21 protein-coding genes are annotated in these 19572 nt (G+C 71.2%); 13 read left to right on the top strand and 8 right to left on the bottom strand.

Features of this window, described 5'->3' with window-relative positions:
* Positions 1-63: 63 nt before the first annotated feature.
* On the top strand, positions 64-1194 hold the full coding sequence (locus BKD26_RS12705) for an outer membrane lipoprotein carrier protein LolA (protein WP_084897925.1): 1131 nt from the start codon (positions 64-66) through the stop codon (positions 1192-1194).
* A gap of 57 nt (positions 1195-1251) precedes the next feature.
* Here BKD26_RS12705 and BKD26_RS12700 read toward each other — a convergent pair whose 3' ends face one another.
* Complete coding sequence (locus BKD26_RS12700; RefSeq protein ID WP_084897924.1) at positions 1252-2562, bottom strand: M28 family metallopeptidase; 1311 nt, start codon at positions 2560-2562, stop codon at positions 1252-1254.
* 283 nt (positions 2563-2845) lie between these two features.
* On the opposite strand from BKD26_RS12700, the gene BKD26_RS12695 reads away from it, so the two are divergent.
* Positions 2846-3031: a hypothetical protein gene (locus BKD26_RS12695; RefSeq protein WP_143662642.1), complete on the top strand. Its 186-nt coding sequence runs from the start codon at positions 2846-2848 to the stop codon at positions 3029-3031.
* Positions 3028-3240, top strand: coding sequence for a hypothetical protein (locus tag BKD26_RS12690; RefSeq protein WP_084897922.1), 213 nt, complete (start codon positions 3028-3030; stop codon positions 3238-3240). Before BKD26_RS12695 ends, BKD26_RS12690 begins: the two co-directional genes overlap by 4 nt.
* 10 nt (positions 3241-3250) lie before the next feature.
* On the opposite strand, the gene BKD26_RS12685 is transcribed toward BKD26_RS12690, so the two are convergent.
* Positions 3251-3703: a VOC family protein gene (locus BKD26_RS12685; RefSeq protein ID WP_084897921.1), complete on the bottom strand. Its 453-nt coding sequence runs from the start codon at positions 3701-3703 to the stop codon at positions 3251-3253.
* A 21-nt stretch (positions 3704-3724) separates the two neighbouring features.
* On the opposite strand from BKD26_RS12685, the gene BKD26_RS12680 reads away from it, so the two are divergent.
* Positions 3725-4342: a CGNR zinc finger domain-containing protein gene (locus tag BKD26_RS12680; protein ID WP_084897920.1), complete on the top strand. Its 618-nt coding sequence runs from the start codon at positions 3725-3727 to the stop codon at positions 4340-4342.
* Positions 4342-4758 (top strand): activator of HSP90 ATPase 1 family protein, encoded by a 417-nt coding sequence (locus tag BKD26_RS12675; protein WP_084897919.1) that lies wholly within the window; start codon positions 4342-4344, stop codon positions 4756-4758. Before BKD26_RS12680 ends, BKD26_RS12675 begins: the two co-directional genes overlap by 1 nt.
* On the opposite strand, the gene rarD is transcribed toward BKD26_RS12675, so the two are convergent.
* From rarD to BKD26_RS12645, 6 genes are all read right to left on the bottom strand, one after another.
* The gene (rarD, locus tag BKD26_RS12670) at positions 4755-5750 is read right to left on the bottom strand and encodes an EamA family transporter RarD (RefSeq protein WP_084897918.1); all 996 of its coding nucleotides are present in this window, start codon (positions 5748-5750) and stop codon (positions 4755-4757) included. The genes BKD26_RS12675 and rarD overlap by 4 nt on opposite strands.
* 296 nt (positions 5751-6046) lie before the next feature.
* A complete protein-coding gene (locus tag BKD26_RS12665; protein WP_084897917.1) occupies positions 6047-7096 on the bottom strand; it encodes a 2-oxoacid:ferredoxin oxidoreductase subunit beta in 1050 nt (349 codons plus the stop codon).
* On the bottom strand, positions 7089-9059 hold the full coding sequence (locus BKD26_RS12660) for a 2-oxoacid:acceptor oxidoreductase subunit alpha (RefSeq protein ID WP_084897916.1): 1971 nt from the start codon (positions 9057-9059) through the stop codon (positions 7089-7091). The genes BKD26_RS12665 and BKD26_RS12660 overlap by 8 nt, the downstream gene beginning before the upstream one ends.
* A gap of 287 nt (positions 9060-9346) precedes the next feature.
* Positions 9347-10006, bottom strand: a complete 660-nt coding sequence (locus BKD26_RS12655) for a response regulator transcription factor (RefSeq protein ID WP_277622380.1) — start codon at positions 10004-10006, stop codon at positions 9347-9349.
* Positions 10007-10200: 194 nt separating this feature from the next.
* Complete coding sequence (locus BKD26_RS12650; protein ID WP_084897915.1) at positions 10201-11514, bottom strand: sensor histidine kinase; 1314 nt, start codon at positions 11512-11514, stop codon at positions 10201-10203.
* Positions 11515-11640: 126 nt separating this feature from the next.
* Positions 11641-12804, bottom strand: a complete 1164-nt coding sequence (locus tag BKD26_RS12645; RefSeq protein ID WP_084897914.1) for a sensor domain-containing protein — start codon at positions 12802-12804, stop codon at positions 11641-11643.
* A 181-nt stretch (positions 12805-12985) separates the two neighbouring features.
* Between BKD26_RS12645 and BKD26_RS12640 the strand changes: the two genes are divergently transcribed.
* The 8 genes from BKD26_RS12640 to BKD26_RS12605 all read left to right on the top strand — a co-directional run bounded on the left by BKD26_RS12640 (position 12986) and on the right by BKD26_RS12605 (position 19557).
* Entirely contained in the window at positions 12986-13396 is a 411-nt protein-coding gene (locus BKD26_RS12640) for an NADH-quinone oxidoreductase subunit A (protein WP_073753384.1), read from the top strand.
* A complete protein-coding gene (locus BKD26_RS12635) occupies positions 13387-13965 on the top strand; it encodes an NADH-quinone oxidoreductase subunit B (RefSeq protein WP_084897913.1) in 579 nt (192 codons plus the stop codon). The genes BKD26_RS12640 and BKD26_RS12635 overlap by 10 nt, the downstream gene beginning before the upstream one ends.
* Positions 13962-14993, top strand: a complete 1032-nt coding sequence (locus BKD26_RS12630) for an NADH-quinone oxidoreductase subunit C (RefSeq protein ID WP_084897912.1) — start codon at positions 13962-13964, stop codon at positions 14991-14993. Before BKD26_RS12635 ends, BKD26_RS12630 begins: the two co-directional genes overlap by 4 nt.
* Positions 14990-15958, top strand: coding sequence for a complex I subunit 1 family protein (locus BKD26_RS12625; protein ID WP_084897911.1), 969 nt, complete (start codon positions 14990-14992; stop codon positions 15956-15958). The genes BKD26_RS12630 and BKD26_RS12625 overlap by 4 nt, the downstream gene beginning before the upstream one ends.
* A 107-nt stretch (positions 15959-16065) precedes the next feature.
* Positions 16066-16644: a 4Fe-4S binding protein gene (locus tag BKD26_RS12620; RefSeq protein WP_084898015.1), complete on the top strand. Its 579-nt coding sequence runs from the start codon at positions 16066-16068 to the stop codon at positions 16642-16644.
* Entirely contained in the window at positions 16641-17192 is a 552-nt protein-coding gene (locus BKD26_RS12615) for an NADH-quinone oxidoreductase subunit J (protein ID WP_084897910.1), read from the top strand. Before BKD26_RS12620 ends, BKD26_RS12615 begins: the two co-directional genes overlap by 4 nt.
* On the top strand, positions 17192-17569 hold the full coding sequence (gene nuoK, locus BKD26_RS12610; protein WP_084897909.1) for an NADH-quinone oxidoreductase subunit NuoK: 378 nt from the start codon (positions 17192-17194) through the stop codon (positions 17567-17569). The genes BKD26_RS12615 and nuoK overlap by 1 nt, the downstream gene beginning before the upstream one ends.
* A complete protein-coding gene (locus tag BKD26_RS12605; RefSeq protein ID WP_084897908.1) occupies positions 17566-19557 on the top strand; it encodes an NADH-quinone oxidoreductase subunit L in 1992 nt (663 codons plus the stop codon). Before nuoK ends, BKD26_RS12605 begins: the two co-directional genes overlap by 4 nt.
* The last annotated feature ends 15 nt before the right edge of the window (positions 19558-19572 follow it).

Genomic DNA, 19572 nt, shown 5'->3' with positions numbered 1-19572 from the left:
CCTTGGTCAGATGGATGCCAGACGTTGAGGCAGACGGCTCGCTGACCACGGAGGTAGGCACACATGGCACCGAACGACAGCGCCGGGCGCCGGAGGACGGCACGGTACGCGGTCCCGGTCGCGGTGGCGGGGGTGGCGGCGGCGACGATCGGGCTCGTCCCGGCGCTCGCGGCATCCGGGGACCCCGAACTGCCGGAGATCACAGCACAGCAACTGGTGGAGAAGATCGCCGCGTCGGACGTACAGCACCTGTCCGGCACGGTGAAGGTGACGACCGACCTCGGCCTGCCGTCCCTGGCGGGGCTGGGTGGCGCGGAAGGCGCCGAGGCCGGCAAGCTGATGGAGCTGGCGTCCGGCACACACACCCTGCGGGTGGCGGCGGACGGCCCCGACAAGCAGCGGCTGACCATCGTGGACGACGCCTCCGCCGAATACAGCCTGATACGCGACGGGAACGACGTATGGGCGTACGACGGCGCGTCGAAGGAGGCGGTCCACTCCACCGAGGGCGGCGCGGGCAGCGGGACCGCCCCGGAGCCCGAGCTTCCGGCCACGCCGAAGGACCTCGCGGACCAGGCGCTGAAGGCCGTCGACGGCACGACGTCGGTGACGGTCGAGGGTACGGCGCGGATCGCCGGGCGCGACGCGTACCAGCTGGTGATCAAGCCGAAGCAGAGCGGCTCGACGATCGGGTCGATCAAGGTCGCGGTGGACGCGGACAACGGCGTACCGCTGAAGTTCACGCTCACGCCGAGCGGGGGCGGCAAGGCGGTGATCGACGCCGGGTTCACGAAGGTGGACTTCGCCAAGCCGGCCGCGTCGACGTTCGACTTCGCGCCGCCGAAGGGCGTGAAGGTGACGGAGGAGCCGGCGGAGGCTCCTGAGCATGGCGGTTCGGCCGCGCCGGAAGGCCCCCAGGGTTTTGAGGGCCTGAACGTCATCGGCGAGGGCTGGACGTCGGTCGCCCAGCTCACCGGTCCGGCCGGCGGCGTACCGTCCGACCTCCCGTCCGACGCCCCGCCGGAGGCGCAGCAGTTCCTGGACGCCCTCGGCGACAAGGTGACCGGGAAGTTCGGCTCCGGCACCGTCTTCAAGACGCGTCTGGTCAACGCCCTGCTGACCGACGACGGCAAGGTCTACGTGGGCGCGGTGACCCCCGAGACCCTGGTCGACGCGGCCAACGGCAAGAAGTAGCGGTCGGGGGTGCCCTTCCCCGGAGGAGACCTCCGGGGAAGGGCATCGCCATCTGCTTCAGAACGTGAGGCGGAAGGCGTTGATGTAGCCCGTGTCCTGGGCCGCCACGTCCTGGACGCGCAGCTTCCACGCGCCGTTCGCCGCCTCGCCCGACGCGTCGACCGTGTAGGTGGTCTGGACGTTGTCGGCCGAGTCGTTGCCGCTGGAGTTCTTGAGCCGGTACGCCGTGCCGTCCGGCGCGAGCAGGTCGACGACCAGGTCGCCGCGCCACGTGTGGACGATGTCGACGCCCACCTTCAGCGCGGCCGGGGCGTTGCCGGTACGGCCGGAGACGGTGACCGTCGACGTCACGGCGGCGCCGTTGTCGGGGATGGCGACGTCGGCGGTGTTCTCGTACGTGTCGCCCGTCGGCGGCTCCGTCGTACCGGCGGACAGCGCCCAGATGGCGTGCGCGACCGCGTCACTGTTCCGGTCGAGCGCGGTGTCGTTGATGTTGGACGTGGTGTCGCACGAGGAGTGGTAGCAGCGGTCGAAGGCCTGGCCGGCCGTACCGCCCCACTTCTGCGCCTGGGCGCTGGTCTTCGTACGGCTCGCGCCGGTGAACAGGCCGCCGACCGGGATGCCGGCGTTCTTGAACGAGGCGTGGTCGGAGCGGCCGTCGCCCTCGGTCTCGATCTCGGTCGGGACGCCGAGGCCGGCGAAGTAGTCCTTGAAGGTCTTCTCGATGGTCGGGTCGTCGTCGTAGACGAAGTAGCCGGGGTTCGGCGAGCCGATCATGTCGAAGTTGAGGTAGCCCTTGACCTTGGAACGCTCGGTCGTCGGCAGGTTGTTGACGTAGTACTTGGAGCCGACCAGGCCGAGCTCCTCGGCGCCCCACCACGCGAAGCGGAGGTGCTTGGCGGGCTTGAGCTGGGCACGGGAGACGGCGAGCGCGGTCTCCAGGACGGCGGCGGAGCCGGAGCCGTTGTCGTTGATGCCGGCACCGGAGGAGACCGAGTCGAGGTGCGCGCCGGCCATGAGGACCTGGCTGGTGTCGCCGCCGGGCCAGTCGGCGATCAGGTTGTAGCCGGTGCTGCCGTTGTACGTGAACTGCTGGAGGGTGGTGGTGAATCCGGCCGCGTCCAGCTTGGCCTTCACGTAGTCGGCCGACGCCTTGTAGCCGGGGCGGCCGTGGGCGCGGTTGCCCCCGTTGGCGCCGGCTATGGACTGGAGCTGGGTGAGGTGCGCCTTGACGTTGGCGACGGGTATGTCGGGGGCGGCGGTGGGCGCTGCGGTGGGCGTCGCGGTGGCGGCTGGGGCGGTGGTTGCGAGGAGGGCGGCGAGGGTCAGAGCCGCGGCGGCTGCGGCGGTGCGTCTGGAGAGGTTCATGTGGGGGCTCCGGGGATTCCGTACGGGGATGGGACGGAACGTGCGAGACGCCCCGGGCCGTTGTCGGCGCGGGGCGTTGGAGCTACTGGTGCGATGTGCGTGCTGAATGTTCAACGCGAGTCTGACTCACCGTCAAGGGATGAATCCGGTCACGACCGTTCGCATATCGGATCGTTCTGCGTGCGGAGTGGTCACGGAACGGACATCGCGGAATGAGCACCGCCACGCGGCCGTTCGGCCACGGCCGTTCCCGCCGGGTCCCGTGGCGGGCATGCTGGCCCGTATGCGGCAGCACGTGCACGGCCCCCAGGAAGTGCCCGGCGTCTGGGAGCGCTTCGAGGCGTGGGGCACCGTCGACGTGCTGGTGGCGATGCTCGTGCTGTTCGCCGTCCTGGCCTTCGTAGTCTTCCTCGGCTCGCGCCGGACGCGCCGGCCCCGCAGGGGTCCGGGCGATGGTGAGCGGCCGTGAACCTCGACCCGTTCCTCGTGCTCGACGGGCTGCTGGTGTACTTCGCGCACATCGCGGTGAACTTCGCCTTCGTGATGCTGTGTCTGTGCGCGTTGGTGATCTGCGCCCTCACGTACTGGACGCGGAGGGTCCGGCCGACGCACCCCGACGACGAGGCCGAGGACGTCGGCCTGAGCGGCTTCCGCTGGGACGAGGACGACGAGCCGTAGGGCTACACGTTTACTGCACGCAGAACTCGTTGCCCTCCGGGTCCGCCATGAGCGTCCATTCACCGCCCGGCTCCTTGACCTGGCGCAGCACCGTCGCGCCCAGCGCCTCCAGCCGTGCCACCTCCGCCTCCCGCCGGCCGGGTCCGGGGTGCAGGTCGAGGTGGAGGCGGTTCTTCACGGTCTTCGGCTCCGGTACGCGCTGGAAGAGCAGCCGCCTGCCGAGTCCGGTGCCGGTCTCCTCGTCGTACGGGTCGTCCGGATGCCGGACGGCGATCAGATCCCGGAACGCGCGTCGGCCGTGCGCGTCGACGGTCATCGCGTCCGTCACGTACCCGAGTGCCATCAGCCGGTCGATGTGGGCGCTGTTGTCCTCGACCACGTAGCCCAGGGCATCGGCCCAGAAGTCGGCCTGGGGGTGCGGGTCGTTCGCGTCGATCACGAGCTTCCAGTGGAGCGGTGTCATGTAACCCCTTATATTGGTTACGTGCGTGATTCCGCAACAGGGTTGACCCTGCACCCGCCGGATGGCGGATCGTTCCGCTTCGATCCGGGGGCGCTGTGCCTGGAGCTGCTGCTCACCGGCGGTCCCGGCCCGCTCGCCCGGTTCGAGGTGCTGGACACGCCCGCCGGGCTCCTCGACTGGGTGGCGGCCAGCCGCCTCGCGCCGCCCGGCCTCAGGCTGCCGCCCGTCGGCGAGGCGGACCTCGCCGCGGTACGGGAGGTGCGTGACGCCCTGCACGGGCTCACCGCCGCCCGGGCGCACGACCGCGCCCTCGCGGCCGCCGATCTGGCCGTGGTGAACGCGGCGGCGGCCGGACCGCCGCTGGCCGTGCGCATGACGGCGGCCGGGCGGCGCGAGTGGGCGTCCGGCGCGAGCGTGGCCGGGCTGCTGTCGACGATCGCCCGGGACGCGATCGACCTGTTCACCGGCCCCTACGCGGCGGCCGGCCGGATCCGCGAGTGCGGCGCCCACAACTGCGCCCTGCTCTTCGTCGACACCTCCCGCCCCGGTCGGCGCCGCTGGTGCGCGATGGAACGGTGCGGCAACCGCCACAAGGTCCGCACCCACCGCGCCCGTACCCAGAGCGAAGGAGAAACGTGATGTCCACAGGACCGACGGGACTGACCCGCGACGCGGGCTGGGAGATCGGCGTCTCGAAGACCCTGCCGCTGCCGGCCGACACCGTCTGGGACTTCATCGCGAGCCCGGAAGGTGTCGCGCTCTGGCTCGGCGGCGTGAAGGGCGGGCTCCCGACGGAGAAGGGCGCGGCGTACGAGACGGTCGACGGCGTCACGGGCGAGGTGCGCGGCTACCGGCCCGGCGACCGCGTGCGCCTCACCCACGGCGGTACGACGGTCCAGGTCGCCGTTTCGGCGGCCGGCCCCGGAAAGGCCGTCCTCCACTTCCACCAGGAACGCCTCGCGAGCGCGGAGGAACGCGAGCAGCGCCGTACGCACTGGCAGGGCGTCATGCGCCGGGTGGTCGAGGCGCTGGTGCCCGACGCGCCGCGGGCCTAGACCCTGGGCGCGTCCGCGCGCGGCTGGTCCAGGGGCTGGTCCACCGGCCGCGCGACACCACCGGCCGCCCCGGCGGGTTCCGCCGCCCCGGCCGTTCCCGTCGCCCCGGCCGCCTCCGCCGCCAGGCGCAGTGCCGCCGCCTTCGCCCTCGTACGCCGCGACGTCCGCAGCGCGTCCCAGGTCAGGACCGTCAGGGCCAGCCAGACCAGCGAGAAGCCCGCCCACCGCTCGGGCGGCATCGCCTCGTGGAAGTAGACGACACCGAGCAGGAACTGGAACACCGGCGCCAGGTACTGCAGCAGCCCCAGCGTGGACAGCGGCACCCGGATCGCCGCCGCGCCGAAGCAGACCAGCGGCACGGCGGTGACCACGCCGGTCGCGGCGAGCAGCGCAGCGTGGCCCGCACCCTCCGTTCCGAAGTGGCCCGAGCCCTGGGAGCCCAGCCACAGCAGGAACGCGAGCGCCGGCAGGAACTGGACGGCCGTCTCCGCCGCCAGCGACTCCAGGCCTCCGATGTTGACCTTCTTCTTGACCAGGCCGTAGATGGCGAAGGAGAAGGCGAGGGTCAGGGAGATCCACGGCGGCCGCCCGTACCCCACGGCCAGGACCACCACCGCCGCGAAGCCGGTGCCGACCGCCGCCCACTGCGCGGGGCGCAGCCGCTCCTTCAGCAGCAGGACGCCCATGGCGATGGTGACCAGCGGGTTGATGAAGTAGCCGAGGGAGGCTTCCACCACCTGGCCGGAGTTCACGGCCCAGATGTACAGGCCCCAGTTGATCGTGATCACGGCGGCGGCGACCGTGATCAGGCCGAGCTTGCGCGGCTGCCCCAGCAGCTCACGTATCCAGCCCCAGCGGCGCAGCACGAGGAGCGCGACACCGACGACGGCCAGGGACCACACCATGCGGTGGGCCAGGATCTCGACGGCCCCGGCCGGCTTCAGCAGCGGCCAGAAGAGAGGCACGAGCCCCCACATGCCGTAGGCGCCCATGCCGCACAGGAGTCCTGCCCGCTGCTCGCCGCCGCTCTTCGCCGCCACTGGCCGCCGCCCTTCCGCCGCCCTGCCCTGTTCTGCACATGCCCTGCGGACGAAGGTAGCGCCGGACGAGGCGGCATGTCATGTCCGTACTGCCATACGGTCATGACGCATACGTCACAGCCGGTGGAGCGCCTCGGCCACCGTGTCGGCGAGCGGCGCCGGAGCCGAGGGCCGGCAGCACGAGGCCCGGGCCTCCTGATGTCAGGGAGACCCGGGCCTTCGGTTGCCGGCCGGCGGCGTGGTGGACGTCAGCCGATGACCGTCCAGGTGTCGTTGCCCGCCAGCAGGGCGGCGAGGTCACCCTTGCCGTACTGCTCTACCGCCGTGTCGAGCTGGTCGGCCATCTGCGTGTCGTAGACGGGTCGTTCGACGGCCCGGAAAACACCGATGGGCGTGTGGTGCAGCGTGTCCGGGTCGGCGAGCCGGGACAGGGCGAACGCCGTGGTGGGGCTCGCGCTGTGCGCGTCGTGGACGATGACCTGGCTTTCGTTCTCGGGCGTGACCGTGACGACCTTCAGGTCGCCGGTGGCCGCATCCCTGACGACACCCTTGCCGCCGTCCGGGCCGAAGCGGATCGGCTGCCCGTGCTCCAGGCGGATCACCGCCTCTTGCGCCTTCTCCTTGTCCTTCAGTACGTCGAAGGCTCCGTCGTTGAAGATGTTGCAGTTCTGGTAGATCTCCACCAGTGCCGTGCCGGGGTGGTCGGCCGCCTGCCGCAGTACCTCGGTGAGGTGCTTGCGGTCGGAGTCGACGGTCCGCGCTACGAAGGACGCCTCCGCGCCGATGGCGAGAGAGACCGGGTTGAACGGCGCGTCGAGCGAGCCCATCGGCGTCGACTTGGTGATCTTGCCGACCTCGGAGGTCGGCGAGTACTGCCCCTTGGTCAGACCGTAGATCCGGTTGTTGAACAGCAGGATCTTGAGGTTGACGTTGCGCCGCAGGGCGTGGATCAGGTGGTTGCCGCCGATGGACAGCGCGTCGCCGTCACCGGTGACGACCCAGACGGACAGGTCCGTGCGGGAGGAGGCCAGGCCGGTCGCGATCGCGGGGGCGCGGCCGTGGATCGAATGCATCCCGTAGGTGTTCATGTAGTACGGGAAACGGGAGGAGCAGCCGATACCGGAGACGAAGACGATGTTCTCCTTCGCCAGGCCAAGCTCGGGCATGAACCCCTGCACGGCGGCGAGGATCGCATAGTCACCGCAACCGGGGCACCAGCGCACTTCCTGGTCGGACTTGAAGTCCTTCATGGACTGCTTGGCCTCGGCCTTGGGCACCAGCTTCAGCGCCTCATTCATGGATGGCCTCCTTGAGAGCCTCTGCGAGCTGCTCGGCCTTGAACGGCATGCCGTTCACCTGGTTGTAGCTGTGCGCGTCCACCAGATATTTCGCCCGGATGAGAGTGGCGAGCTGGCCCAGGTTCATCTCCGGCACGACGACCTTGTCGTACCGCTTCAGCACATCCCCGAGGTTCCTGGGGAAGGGATTGAGGTGGCGCAGATGGGCCTGGGCGATGGACTCGCCTGCCGTGCGCAGCCGCCGCACGGCCGCCGTGATCGGCCCGTACGTCGAGCCCCAGCCCAGCACCAGGGTGCGGGCGGCGGCGCTCGGGTCGTCGACCTCGAGGTCGGGGACGTCGATGCCGTCGACCTTGGCCTGGCGGGTGCGGACCATGAAGTCGTGGTTGGCCGGGTCGTAGGAGATGTTGCCCGTGCCGTCCTGCTTCTCGATGCCGCCGATGCGGTGCTCGAGCCCCGGCGTGCCGGGCAGGGCCCATGGGCGAGCCAGGGTCCTGGGGTCGCGCTTGTACGGCCAGAAGACCTCGGTGCCGTCGTCCAGGGTGTGGTTCGGCCCGGTGGCGAACCGCACCCCCAGGTCGGGCAGCTCGTCCAGATCCGGGATGCGCCACGGCTCGGAGCCGTTGGCCAGGTAGCCGTCGGAGAGCAGGAAGACCGGGGTGCGGTAGGTGAGCGCGATACGCGCCGCCTCCAGCGCCGCGTCGAAGCAGTCCGCCGGCGTCCTCGGCGCCACCACGGGCACCGGGGCCTCGCCATTGCGCCCGTACATCGCCTGGAGGAGGTCCGCCTGCTCGGTCTTGGTCGGTAGGCCGGTCGACGGGCCGCCGCGCTGGATGTCGACGATCAGCAGCGGCAGCTCCAGCGAGACCGCGAGCCCGATCGTCTCGGACTTGAGCGCCACACCCGGTCCGGAGGTGGTGGTGACGGCCAGGGACCCGCCGAAGGCGGCGCCCAGCGCGGCACCGATACCGGCGATCTCGTCCTCCGCCTGGAACGTCCGCACGCCGAAGTTCTTGTGCTTGGACAGCTCGTGCAGGATGTCGGACGCCGGGGTGATCGGGTACGAGCCCAGATACAGCGGCAGGTCCGCCTGCCGGGACGCGGCGATCAGACCGTAGGACAGGGCGAGGTTCCCGGAGATGTTGCGGTAGGTGCCGGCCGGGAACGCCTTCGTGGCCGGGGCGACCTCGTAGGAGACGGCGAAGTCCTCGGTGGTCTCGCCGAAGTTCCAGCCCGCGCGGAACGCGGCCACATTCGCCTCGGCGATCTGCGGCTTCTTGGCGAACTTCTGCCGCAGGAACGTCTCCGTGCCCTCGGTGGGCCGGTGGTACATCCAGCTCAGCAGCCCGAGCGCGAACATGTTCTTGGAACGCTCGGCCTCCTTGCGGGACAGGCCGAAGTCCTTGAGCGCCTCGATCGTCAGCGTCGTCAGCGGTACCGGGTGGACCCGGTACCCGTCCAGCGAGCCGTCCTCCAGGGGCGAGGTCTCGTAGCCGACCTTCGCCATGGCCCGCTTGGCGAACTCGTCGGTGTTGACGATGACCTCGCTGCCGCGCGGCACATCACCGATGTTGGCCTTCAGCGCGGCGGGGTTCATCGCGACCAGCACGTTGGGCGCGTCGCCCGGCGTGAGGATGTCGTGGTCGGCGAAGTGCAGCTGGAACGACGAGACACCCGGCAGGGTGCCGGCGGGGGCCCGGATCTCGGCCGGGAAGTTCGGCAGGGTCGACAGGTCGTTCCCGAACGACGCCGTCTCCGACGTGAAACGGTCACCCGTCAGCTGCATACCGTCGCCCGAGTCACCCGCGAAACGGATGATCACACGGTCCAGGCGGCGTACTTCCTTCTCCACACCACGCTGTCCGGGGCCGCCACGCTGCTCCCCGACGACAGCCTCGCCGGCCTTGTTGGTCTCATCGGACCCGTCGGCCTGATCGGCTGGGCTACTGACCTGGCTGGTCACTGAACTGGACCTCCCTCGAGACAAGGGGCCTCCCCGCCGTCGGCGGGGGAACGCTCGGGAGACAGCCGGCCCACCGGCCGCCTCAAGGCCCACCCTACGTCCGTAAGGGTCGCCTTCCCTGGACCGCTCACCATGTGGACGCCCTTCTGAGACGTCCGTACGCCCGGACTCATCATGCTTTGTCTCCCCCCATGTACTCCGGTAACGACGCTCCCGACTCATCCTTTGGTTCTAGGCCGTGCAGCAGGTCCCGCGGTGGGCCGTGCCGGCCCCGAGGGCCCCGCACGTCAGCTGTTCAGGTAGGTCAGCACGGCGAGTACCCGTCGATGATCCCCGTCGCTCGGCGACAGTCCGAGCTTCAGGAAGATGTTGCTGACGTGCTTCTCCACCGCACCTTCGCTCACCATCAGCCGGCGCGCGATCGCCGAATTGGTCCTGCCCTCGGCCATCAGACCTAGGACCTCCCGCTCGCGCGGCGTCAGCCCCGCCAGCACGTCCTGCTTGCGGCTGCGGCCCAGCAACTGGGCCACGACCTCCGGGTCCAGCGCGGTGCCGCCCCGGGAGACCCCCACAACCGCCTCCACGAACTCCCGGACCTCGGCGACCCGGTCCTTCAGCAGGTATCCCACCCCACGGCTGTTGCCGGCCAGCAGCTCGGTGGCATACCGCTCCTCCACGTACTGCGACAGCACCAGCACCCCGAGGCCGGGGTGCCGCTTGCGCAGCTGGACCGCTGCCCGCACGCCCTCGTCGGTGTGGGTCGGCGGCATCCGTACGTCCGCGACCACCACATCGGGCAGCTGCCCCTCGTCCGCCAGCTCGCCCACCGTCTTGACCAGCGCCTCACCGTCCCCGACGCCGGCGACGACGTCGTGCCCCCGGTCGGTCAGCAGCCGGGTCAGGCCCTCCCGAAGGAGTACGGAATCCTCCGCGATGACCACTCGCACCCTGTCGTTCACCACGAGCCCGCATCCCCCATGAATCGATGAGCACCACGCGATTCCCGCGTCTGCGTCCAGCATCCCAGCATCCGGATCCGCTCGGGCTGGTCTGTGGACAACTCGCGGACGAGGGACCGCCGCGGCCGATCGGGCCGGACGGGTGGGGGAGGTGCGGCAGGAACTGCCGGAGGAACGCGGGGTCAGCCCCGCCAGGGCAGCTCGGCGGTGATCGTCGTCGGGCCACCGGCCGGCGAATGCACGGCGAGGATGCCGTCCACCGCGTCCAGCCGCTCGGTCAGCCCCGCCAGGCCGCTGCCGGCCGATATGTCGGCCCCGCCGCGACCGTTGTCCGTCACCTGGAGCATCAGCCTGTCCTCCACTCGCCATACGTCGACCGTGGCACGGCTCGCTCGGGAGTGCTTGGAGACGTTCTGGAGCAGCTCCGAGACGGTGAAGTAGGCGATGCCCTCTATCGCCGGGGCGGGCCGCGTGGGCAGGTCCACATCCACCTCGACAGGGACGGTGCAGCGGGAGGCGACGGCGGACAGGGCGGCGTCCAGTCCCCGGTCGGTCAGGACGGCCGGGTGGATGCCGCGCGCCAGGTCCCGCAGCTCCTGCAGCGCGGTCTTCACCTCGCCGTGCGCCTCGTCGACCATGCGCGCCGCGGCCCGCGGGTCCTCGGTCATCTTCTCCTTCGCCAGTCCCAGGTCCATGGCGAGGGCGACCAGCCGGGCCTGGGCGCCGTCGTGCAGGTCCCGTTCGATCCGGCGCAGGTCCGCCGCGGCCGTGTCGACGACCACGCCGCGGTCCGACTCCAGCTCCGACACCCGGGTCGCCAGCCGGGACGGGCTCAGCAGGCCGGTCACCAGCAGCCGGTCCACTGCCGCCAGAGCCCGGACGACCCACGGCGTGACGAGCACGAAGAACAGGCCGAACAGGCTGGTGACGGCGATCTCCACGGGCGAGTCCAGGTAGAAGTCGTGCGTCCGGTCCCCGTACAGCTGAAGACCGTCCGCCCCCGCGTACACCGGGAACACCCACCGCCACAGCGGATAGGTCAGCAGGCCCCAGCCGTAGGTCCAGAAGACCACCGCGACGGTGAAGGCGAAGACGGCCCACGGCATGTGCAGCACCGAGTAGAGGAAGTGCCGCCAGGACTCGCCGCTCTTCAGGACGCCGCCCACCCAGCCCATCAGCCCGCCCCCGGACCGGCTCCGCACCGGCGTGGGATCGGCGATCTCCACCCCCAGCAGGCCGCGCGCCCGCGCCCGCTCCACCATGCCGAAACCGCGGCACATGGCGAGGGCGGCGGCGAGCACCGGAATGCCGAGGAAGGTGACGACCAGACCGGCGCCGAGCGACACCACGGCTATGGACAAGGCGAAGTAGAAGACGCTCAGCGGAAGGCCGATCAGCAGGTAGCCGAACTCGCGCCACGTGCGGGCCTCGAAGGGTGCCCGCAGCGCCGCGGGAAGGCGGTGGTGCCGGGTCTCCGGTCCATAAGCCAGGGCCATCGGTCGTCCGTCCATTTCTCGTCGTCGCCGCGTGCCGTCTACGCGCCGGCCGCGTGGTCACTGCGTGCGCGCTGCCTCAAGACTGCTGGCCCGGGCGGCCGCGCACCATGAGGCCCGTATCCGTCTTCAACCGGGGGTTATCCCTACCTGGCGGGGGTGCGCTGCGGCCCGGCGGCGCCAGGGCAGCTCGGCGGTGACCGTCGTCGGCCCGCCGGCCGGCGACTCCAGGACGAACAGGCCGTCCACCGCCCCCAGCCGCTCCGCCAGGCCCGCCATGCCCGTGCCCCCGTCGAGCCGGGCGCCCCCGCGCCCGTCGTCGGTCACCTGGATCAGCAACCGGTCGTCCGACCGCCACACATCCACCGCGGCGGTGCGCGCCCGCGAGTGCTTCGAGACGTTCTGGAGCAGCTCCGAGACCGTGAAGTAGGCGATCCCCTCTATTGCCTCGGCCGGCCGCTCCGCCAGGTCGACGCTCACCGTGACCGGGACGGTGCAGCGGGAGGCGACGGCGGACAGGGCGGCGTCCAGTCCCCGGTCGGTCAGGACGGCCGGGTGGATGCCGCGCGCCAGGTCCCGTAGCTCCTGCAGGGCGAGCTTCACCTCGCCGTGTGCCTCGTCGACCATGGCCGCGGCCGCCTCCGGGTCCTCCAGCAACTTCTCCTTCGCCAGACCGAGCCCCATGGCGAGGGCGACCAGCCGGGCCTGGGCGCCGTCGTGCAGGTCCCGTTCGATCCGGCGCAGGTCCGCCGCGGCCGTGTCGACGACCACGCCCCGGTCCGACTCCAGCTCCGCGATCCGCCGCTCCAGTTCGTCGGACGGCGACAGCAGACCCCGCACCATCGCCCGGTCGGCGTTGGCCAGCCCCCGGGCGAGGTACGGGAGCGCCGGCCACAGCACCACCAGGCCCACCAGGGCCACGGCGAACGTCAGCACCCCCCACGGCAGCCGTATGAACCCGTACAACACCGTCCGCCACGCCACCGGGTCCTTCAGCACCGTCCACAGCCAGGGGAAGAAACCGCCGCCCGGCCTGTGCGGCAGCGCGCTCGGCTCATCGATGCGTATGCCGAGCAGCGCCCTCGCCCTCGCCCGCTCCGTCCGGCCCAGCCACCGCGCCCCGACCAGACCCGCCGTGAGCAGCGGCAGACCGACGACGGTCACCGACAGCCCCGCGCCCACGGACACCATGATCACCACGTAGACGAAACCGATCAGGGCGATCGGAAGATTGGCCAGAAGGTGGGCGACTTCCTTCCATACATGCCGGTCGAATGCGATGCGTGCGGTCATGCGGACCAGCCTGCCGGGCCCGGCAGGCGCACGCCATGGGGCTCGTGGGAGGAGGGGAAGTAGGGCTAACCCCACCTGAAGTGCGGCACGGCTGATTACCCGCGCTTTGCCAGGGCCTAGACTCCCGTGCGTACAGATCGCATAAGTATCGCCGCGAGGGCAGGGAGCGAGGGACACGGACGTGCCGGAACCGACCGTACGCACCGTACCGACCGTACTCGCCGTCGACTATTTCCAGAGCTATTCGGTCGTCGGCCTGCTCGCCCTGATCGGCGTGCTGTTCGTCGCGGTGGCCTTCGCGGCCGGGCGGCTGCTGCGGCCCGTCGTGCCGACGCCGGAGAAGCTGCTGACGTACGAGTGCGGCGTCGACCCGGTGGGCGAGGGCTGGGCCCACACGCAGGTCCGCTACTACGTCTACGCTTTTCTGTACGTCATCTTCGCGGTGGACTCGATCTTCCTCTTCCCCTGGGCGACCGTCTTCGCCGCACCTGGTTACGGCGCCACGACGCTGGTCGAGATGTTCATCTTCCTCGGCTTCCTGGCCGTAGGACTGCTCTACGCGTACAAGAAGGGCGTCCTGACATGGACGTGACCCCTGTCGATCTTCCCGAGCCGAAGCGGCTCGGAGCCCTCGCCCGGCTCGCGCCCGAGCCGATGAAGGTGGTCCTGAACTGGGGCCGCCGCTACAGCCTGTGGGTCTTCAACTTCGGGCTCGCCTGCTGCGCGATCGAGTTCATCGCCGCGTCGATGGCCCGGCACGACTTCATCCGGCTCGGCGTGATCCCGTTCGCGCCGGGACCGCGTCAGGCCGACCTCATGGTCGTGTCGGGCACGGTCACGGACAAGATGGCGCCCGCGGTGAAGCGGCTGTACGAGCAGATGCCGGAGCCCAAGTACGTCATCTCCTTCGGCGCCTGCTCCAACTGCGGCGGCCCGTACTGGGACTCGTACTCCGTGACCAAGGGCGTCGACCAGATCATCCCGGTCGACGTGTACGTACCCGGCTGCCCGCCGCGGCCGGAGGCGCTGCTCCAGGGCATCCTCAAGCTCCAGGAGAAGATCGCCCGCGAGTCGCTGGGTGAGCGGTACGGCCACGGGCGCTCGCCGTCGGTCGGCCAGCTGCGCAGCGGCCTGGTGCCCCCTCCGGGAGGTACGGCGTGACCGCGTACGACCGACTCCCCGAATCCGTCACCGAGATCTTCGGCGAGGGCGCCACGGCCGAGCAGGCGTACGAACTGCTGACGGTCGACGTCCCCGTCGCCTCCTGGATCACCGCGCTGGAGACCGCCCGGGACGAGCTGGGCTGCACGTACTTCGACTGGCTGAGCGCGGTCGACGAGCCCGGCACCGGCTTCCGGGTCTGCGCCCATGTCGTCGCCCTGGACGGCGGCCGGGTGCGGCGGCTCCTGCTGCGTACGACCGTGCCGCACGACGCGCCCGCCCTGCCGAGCGCCATCGGCGTCTACGCGGGCGCCGGCTGGCACGAGCGCGAGACGTACGAGATGTTCGGCATCCGCTTCGAGGACCACCCGAACCTGGTCCACCTCCTGCTCCCCGAGAACTTCGAGGGCAACCCGCTGCGCAAGGACTTCGTCCTGGCCGCCCGCGTGGCCAAGGCGTGGCCGGGCGCCAAGGAGCCGGGCGAGTCCGAACACGGCGGGCCCAAGCGGCGCCAGATGCTGCCGCCGGGCGTCCCCGACCCCAACGACTGGGGCCCCCTGAAGGGCCAGCTCCCCCCTGCTCCGGCCCGCCCCGCCCGCGCCGCGCGTCCCGCCGGTGACCGCCCGGTCCGCCGCACGCGCACGGCGGGCGAGGGCTCCGCCAGCCAGGCGGCACCGGAACCGGCCGCGACGGAAGCCGCCGCGACGGAGGCGGCCGCGACGGAGGCGGCCCCGCCGCGCCGCACGCGCAGCGCGAGCGCGGGCTCGGCGAGTCAGCGCGGCACGGAACCCGCGACGGAGACGTCCCCGACGCCACCGCCCCGTACCCGCAGCACGGACGCCCCCTGGAACAACCCGCGCCCCGCCTTCGACGACACCTCCGCCCCGACACCGGAGGCACCCCGCGAGCCGGAGGTGGCCCCCGCCTCGGAGGCGGCCCCCGCCCCGGAGGTGGCCCCCGCCCCGGAGGCCGCGTCCGAGACCGACAGCACCGAACCACGACGAACGAACAACGAAGGAGACGCGTGAACGACGTACTCGACGTCGCCTTCCGGCTGCTCGTCGTCTTCGCCGTATTCCTGGTCCTGCCCCTGGTGATCGGCCAGACCGAGCACAAGGTCATGGCGCACATGCAGGGCCGCCTCGGCCCCATGTACGCCGGTGGGTTCCACGGCTGGGCCCAGCTCGTCGCCGACGGCGTGAAGTTCGCGCAGAAGGAGGACGTGGTCCCGGCCAACGCCGACCGCCGCATCTTCCAGCTCGCCCCCGCCGTCGCCCTCCTCCCGTACCTCCTCGTCCTGGTCGCCATCCCGATCGGCCCGAGCGAAGGAGCCGTCGGCGAGGTCGTCGACGCGGGCATCTTCTTCGTGCTCGCCGTCATGGGCGTCGGCGTGCTCGGCTCGCTGATGGCCGGCTGGGCGTCCGCCAACAAGTTCTCCCTCCTCGGGGGCTTGCGCACCGCCGCTCAGCTCCTCGCGTACGAGCTCCCCATGCTGCTCGCCGCCGCGTCCGTCGCGATGGCGGCCGGGACGGTCTCCCTCCCCGGCATCGTCAACGCCTTCGAGTGGTGGTGGCTGCCCTGGCAGATCGTCGGCGCACTCGTCTTCTTCATCGCCGGCCTCGCCGAACTCCAGCGCCCGCCGTTCGACATGCCGGTCGCCGACTCGGAGATCATCTTCGGTGCGTACACCGAGTACACCGGGCTGCGCTTCGCGCTGTTCCTGCTCGCCGAGTACGCCGGCATCGTCGTCCTGTGCGGTCTGACCACCGTCCTGTTCCTCGGTGGCTGGCACGGCCCCTTCGGGGCCGAGGGCCTCGGCTGGGTGTGGACCCTGCTCAAGACGGCCGTGCTCGCCTTCATCGTGATCTGGCTGCGCGTGAGCTACCCGCGGCTGCGTGAGGACCAGCTGCAGAAGCTCGCCTGGACCACCCTCGTCCCGCTCGCCCTCGCCCAGATCGCCCTCACCGGCATCGTCAAGGTGGTGAACCAGTAATGTCCCGCCCGTCGCCCGACCACCACCCCTCAACGACGCCCTCCGGGCGGCCCCGCTCATTCCCCGGATCCGGCCTCGCCAAGGGCTTGGCCGTCACCCTCCGCACGATGACGAAGAAGAGCCACACCGCGCAGTACCCCGACGCCCAGCCCGAACTCCCGCCCCGCACGCGCGGCGTGATCGGACTGTTCGAGGAGAACTGCACGGTCTGCATGCTCTGCGCCCGCGAGTGCCCCGACTGGTGCATCTACATCGACTCCCACAAGGAGACGATCCCCGCCGCGACCCCCGGTGGCCGCGAGCGCAGCCGCAACGTCCTGGACCGGTTCGCCATCGACTTCGCCCTGTGCATGTACTGCGGTATCTGCATCGAGGTGTGCCCTTTCGACGCGCTGTTCTGGTCCCCGGAGTTCGAGTACGCGGAGACGGACATCCACGACCTCACCCACGAGCGGGACAAGCTCCGCGAGTGGATGTGGACCGTCCCCGAACCACCCGCCCTCGACCCCGGTGCCGAGGAGCCCAAGGAGATCGCCGCCGCCCGCAAGGCCGCGGAGAAGCTCGCCGCCGCCCAAGCCGCCCCGGCCGTCGAAGCCGCCCCGGCCGCCGAGGTGGACGCGGCGGACGCGGCGCACACCGCCGACGCCGACCAGCCGCAGCGCCCGGCCGAGGGAGGAACCGCGTGACGCTCGCCGCCACCAACGGCTTCCTGTCTCCCACCGGCGTCGAGATCGCCTTCCTCCTCGTCGGCATCGTCACCCTCGGCGCCGCCGTCGTCACGGTCACCACCAAGCAGCTGGTGCACGCCGCCCTGTGGCTGGTCGTGGCGCTCGGCGGGATCGCCGTCGAGTACCTCCTCCTCACGGCGGAGTTCATCGCCTGGGTCCAGGTCCTGATCTACGTCGGTTCCGTCGTCGTCCTCCTCCTCTTCGGTCTGATGCTGACCAAGGCACCCATCGGCCGCTCACCCGACGCCGACTCCGGCAACCGCCCGGCCGCCCTCGCGGTCGCGGTCGCCGCCGCGGCCGCGCTCATCTGGGTGGTCGTGGACGCGTTCCGCACCACCTGGATCGACCTCGACGGACCGGCCCAGGGCTCCACCAAGGTGTCGGGCTCGATCCTCTTCCGGCACTGGGTGCTGCCCTTCGAAGCGCTCTCCGTCCTCCTCCTGGCCGCGCTCGTCGGCGCGATCGTCCTGTCCCGCAGGGACCGCGAGCGGGAGGGCAACAACTGATGCACCTCGCCTATCCGGCGGTCCTCGCCGTCCTGCTCTTCTGCACCGGCCTGTACGGGGTGCTCGCCCGCCGCAACGCGATCCTGGTCCTGATGTCCGTCGAGCTGATGCTCAACGCCGTCAACCTCAACCTCGTCGCCTTCGACGTGTGGCTGCGCGACGCCCTGCACGCCGGCCAGGCGCTGACCCTCTTCACCATCGCCATCGCCGCCGCCGAGATCGGCATCGGTCTGGCGATCGTCCTGATGGTCTACCGCAACCGCGGCACCTCGGACATCGACAAGCTCCGCGACAACGCCGAGACCGCGACCGCCGACGAAACCGCAGGCACCGACGAGACCGCGGGCCCCGACGAGAAGGCTGAGGCCACCGCGTGACCACCACGACCCTCGCCGTCCTCGTCCCCCTCCTTCCGTTCCTCGGCGCCCTCGCCGGACTGCTCCTCGGCCGCACCGCCCCCGGGTTCGTGCGCCCGCTGGCCGTCCTTCCGACGCTGGCCGCCCTCGTGCTCGCCGTGCTCGTCGCCGTACGCCAGGGCGGCGGCAAGGCGATCGACGCGGCGACCCAGCTCACCCCGACCGGCTCGGTGCCGATCGACCTCGCCCTGCACCTGGACGGCTTCGCCGCCCTGACCGCCGTCCTGGTGGGCGTCGTCGCCTCGTGCGTGCAGATCTACTCGACCGGCTACCTCCGCGACGACCCGCGCTACCCCTCGTACGCGGCGCTGGTCTCCCTGTTCACCTCCGCGATGCTGCTCGTCGTCTACTCCGGCGACCTGATGGTGCTCCTGGTCGGCTGGGAGATCATGGGCATCTGCTCGTACTTCCTCGTCGGCCACTACTGGGAGACGCCCGAGGCGCGCGCCGCCTCCCTCAAGGCGTTCCTTGTCACCAAGCTCGGCGACGTCCCCTTCCTGATCGGTCTGTTCGCGCTGGCCGCCGACGCCGGCACGTTCCGGATCACCGGGATCCTCGGTGCCGTCGCCGCCGGCGGCATCGACCACCCCACCCTGATCGCGCTGCTCCTGCTCGCGGGCGTGGCCGGCAAGTCCGCGCAGTTCCCGCTGCACACCTGGCTCCCGGACGCCATGGCCGGCCCGACGCCGGTCTCCGCGCTGATCCACGCCGCGACGATGGTCGCCGCCGGCGTCTACTTCGTGGCCCGCCTCCTTCCCGTCTTCGCCGCCTCGGCGGCCGCAATGACCGTGCTCGCCGTGATGGCCGCGGTCACGATGGTCGGCTCCGGACTGGCCGCCCTCGCGCAGGACGACATCAAGCGGGTGCTCGCCTACTCGACCATCGGCCAGCTCGGCTACATGTCGGGCGCCCTTGCCGTCGGTGACCGGGGCGCGGCCGTCTTCCACCTCCTGTCGCACGGCGCCTTCAAGGCGCTGCTGTTCCTCGCCGCCGGCGTGATCATCCACGCCGCCGGTACGAACTCGCTGGCCGCCATGTCCCGGATGCGGGGCCTGGCCGCGCGCATCCCCGACGCGTACTGGACGATGACGGTCGCCCTGCTCGCGCTCGCCGCGATCCCGCCGTTCGCCGGCTTCTTCTCCAAGGAAGCCGTCCTCGTGGCCGCCGAGCACACCGCCCTCGGCGACCGGACGGTCGCCCCGGCCGGGGCCGGCTGGATCGTCCTCGTGTCCGGTCTGCTCACCGCCCTCCTCACCGCCGCGTACGCGACACGTCTGTGGCTGCTGGCCTTCCGCGGCCGGGGCGCCGAAGCCCCCAGCCACGGCAGGCAGCCGATCGCCATGAACGCCGTCCTGTGGGTGCTCGCGATCCCCTCCCTCGCCTTCGGCCTGACCGTCGGAGTGCTCGGCGACTGGTTCGACGGCCACGCGCTGACCCCGACCGTCACCACGGCCGTGCTCGGCACGGGCATCGCCCTCGTCGGCGGGCTCGTCACGTACGGCGCCTGGCGGCACACCACGGCCCTGGCGGACCGTACGCCGCTCGGCGCGGTCGCCGCCCACCCCGAGGCCGAGCCCGCCGTCTCCGAGGCCGAGGCGATCGCCACGCACACCCCCGCCTACGGCGATATCGCCGCGGCCCCTGACCCCGCCGATCCCGGACGCCTGCTGCTCGGCCCGCTGCACCGCCATGCCGCCGCCGGCTTCCACGTGGACGCCGTCTACTCCGCCCTCTTCGTACGCCCCGTACGGGCGGCGGCCTCACTGGTCAGCTTCCTCGACCGCGAGGTCGTCGAGACCTACGTACGCGGAGCGGGCAGCGGCACGAACCTGCTCGGGTGGGCCGTGCGGCGCGCCCAGACCGGAAACGTGCAGACCTACCTCAGCGCCCTGCTCGCCGGCTCCGTCGTCCTGGCGATCGCCGCTGTCCTCGTCGCCGCCGGAGCGTGAGCCGTGATCGATATC

This window comes from Streptomyces sp. CB03238 (genome assembly GCF_002099185.1).
Taxonomy (GTDB): domain Bacteria; phylum Actinomycetota; class Actinomycetes; order Streptomycetales; family Streptomycetaceae; genus Streptomyces.
Note: the sequence above shows the minus strand (reverse complement) of the source record. Positions and strands in the feature narration are given on the sequence as shown.

What these genes read in the sequence shown, in the direction of transcription:
- BKD26_RS12685 (WP_084897921.1), bottom strand. Translation starts at nt 3,703, where the DNA reads ATGACACCGCTCCACTGGAAGCTCGTGATCGACGCGAACGACCCGCAC.
- BKD26_RS12645 (WP_084897914.1), bottom strand. Translation starts at nt 12,804, where the DNA reads ATGACCGCACGCATCGCATTCGACCGGCATGTATGGAAGGAAGTCGCC.
- BKD26_RS12620 (WP_084898015.1), top strand. Translation starts at nt 16,066, where the DNA reads ATGACGAAGAAGAGCCACACCGCGCAGTACCCCGACGCCCAGCCCGAA.
- BKD26_RS12675 (WP_084897919.1), top strand. Translation starts at nt 4,342, where the DNA reads ATGTCCACAGGACCGACGGGACTGACCCGCGACGCGGGCTGGGAGATC.
- BKD26_RS12650 (WP_084897915.1), bottom strand. Translation starts at nt 11,514, where the DNA reads ATGGCCCTGGCTTATGGACCGGAGACCCGGCACCACCGCCTTCCCGCG.
- nuoK (WP_084897909.1), top strand. Translation starts at nt 17,192, where the DNA reads ATGCACCTCGCCTATCCGGCGGTCCTCGCCGTCCTGCTCTTCTGCACC.
- BKD26_RS12695 (WP_143662642.1), top strand. Translation starts at nt 2,846, where the DNA reads ATGCGGCAGCACGTGCACGGCCCCCAGGAAGTGCCCGGCGTCTGGGAG.
- BKD26_RS12635 (WP_084897913.1), top strand. Translation starts at nt 13,387, where the DNA reads ATGGACGTGACCCCTGTCGATCTTCCCGAGCCGAAGCGGCTCGGAGCC.
- BKD26_RS12705 (WP_084897925.1), top strand. Translation starts at nt 64, where the DNA reads ATGGCACCGAACGACAGCGCCGGGCGCCGGAGGACGGCACGGTACGCG.
- BKD26_RS12665 (WP_084897917.1), bottom strand. Translation starts at nt 7,096, where the DNA reads ATGAATGAGGCGCTGAAGCTGGTGCCCAAGGCCGAGGCCAAGCAGTCC.
- rarD (WP_084897918.1), bottom strand. Translation starts at nt 5,750, where the DNA reads ATGGGCGCCTACGGCATGTGGGGGCTCGTGCCTCTCTTCTGGCCGCTG.
- BKD26_RS12700 (WP_084897924.1), bottom strand. Translation starts at nt 2,562, where the DNA reads ATGAACCTCTCCAGACGCACCGCCGCAGCCGCCGCGGCTCTGACCCTC.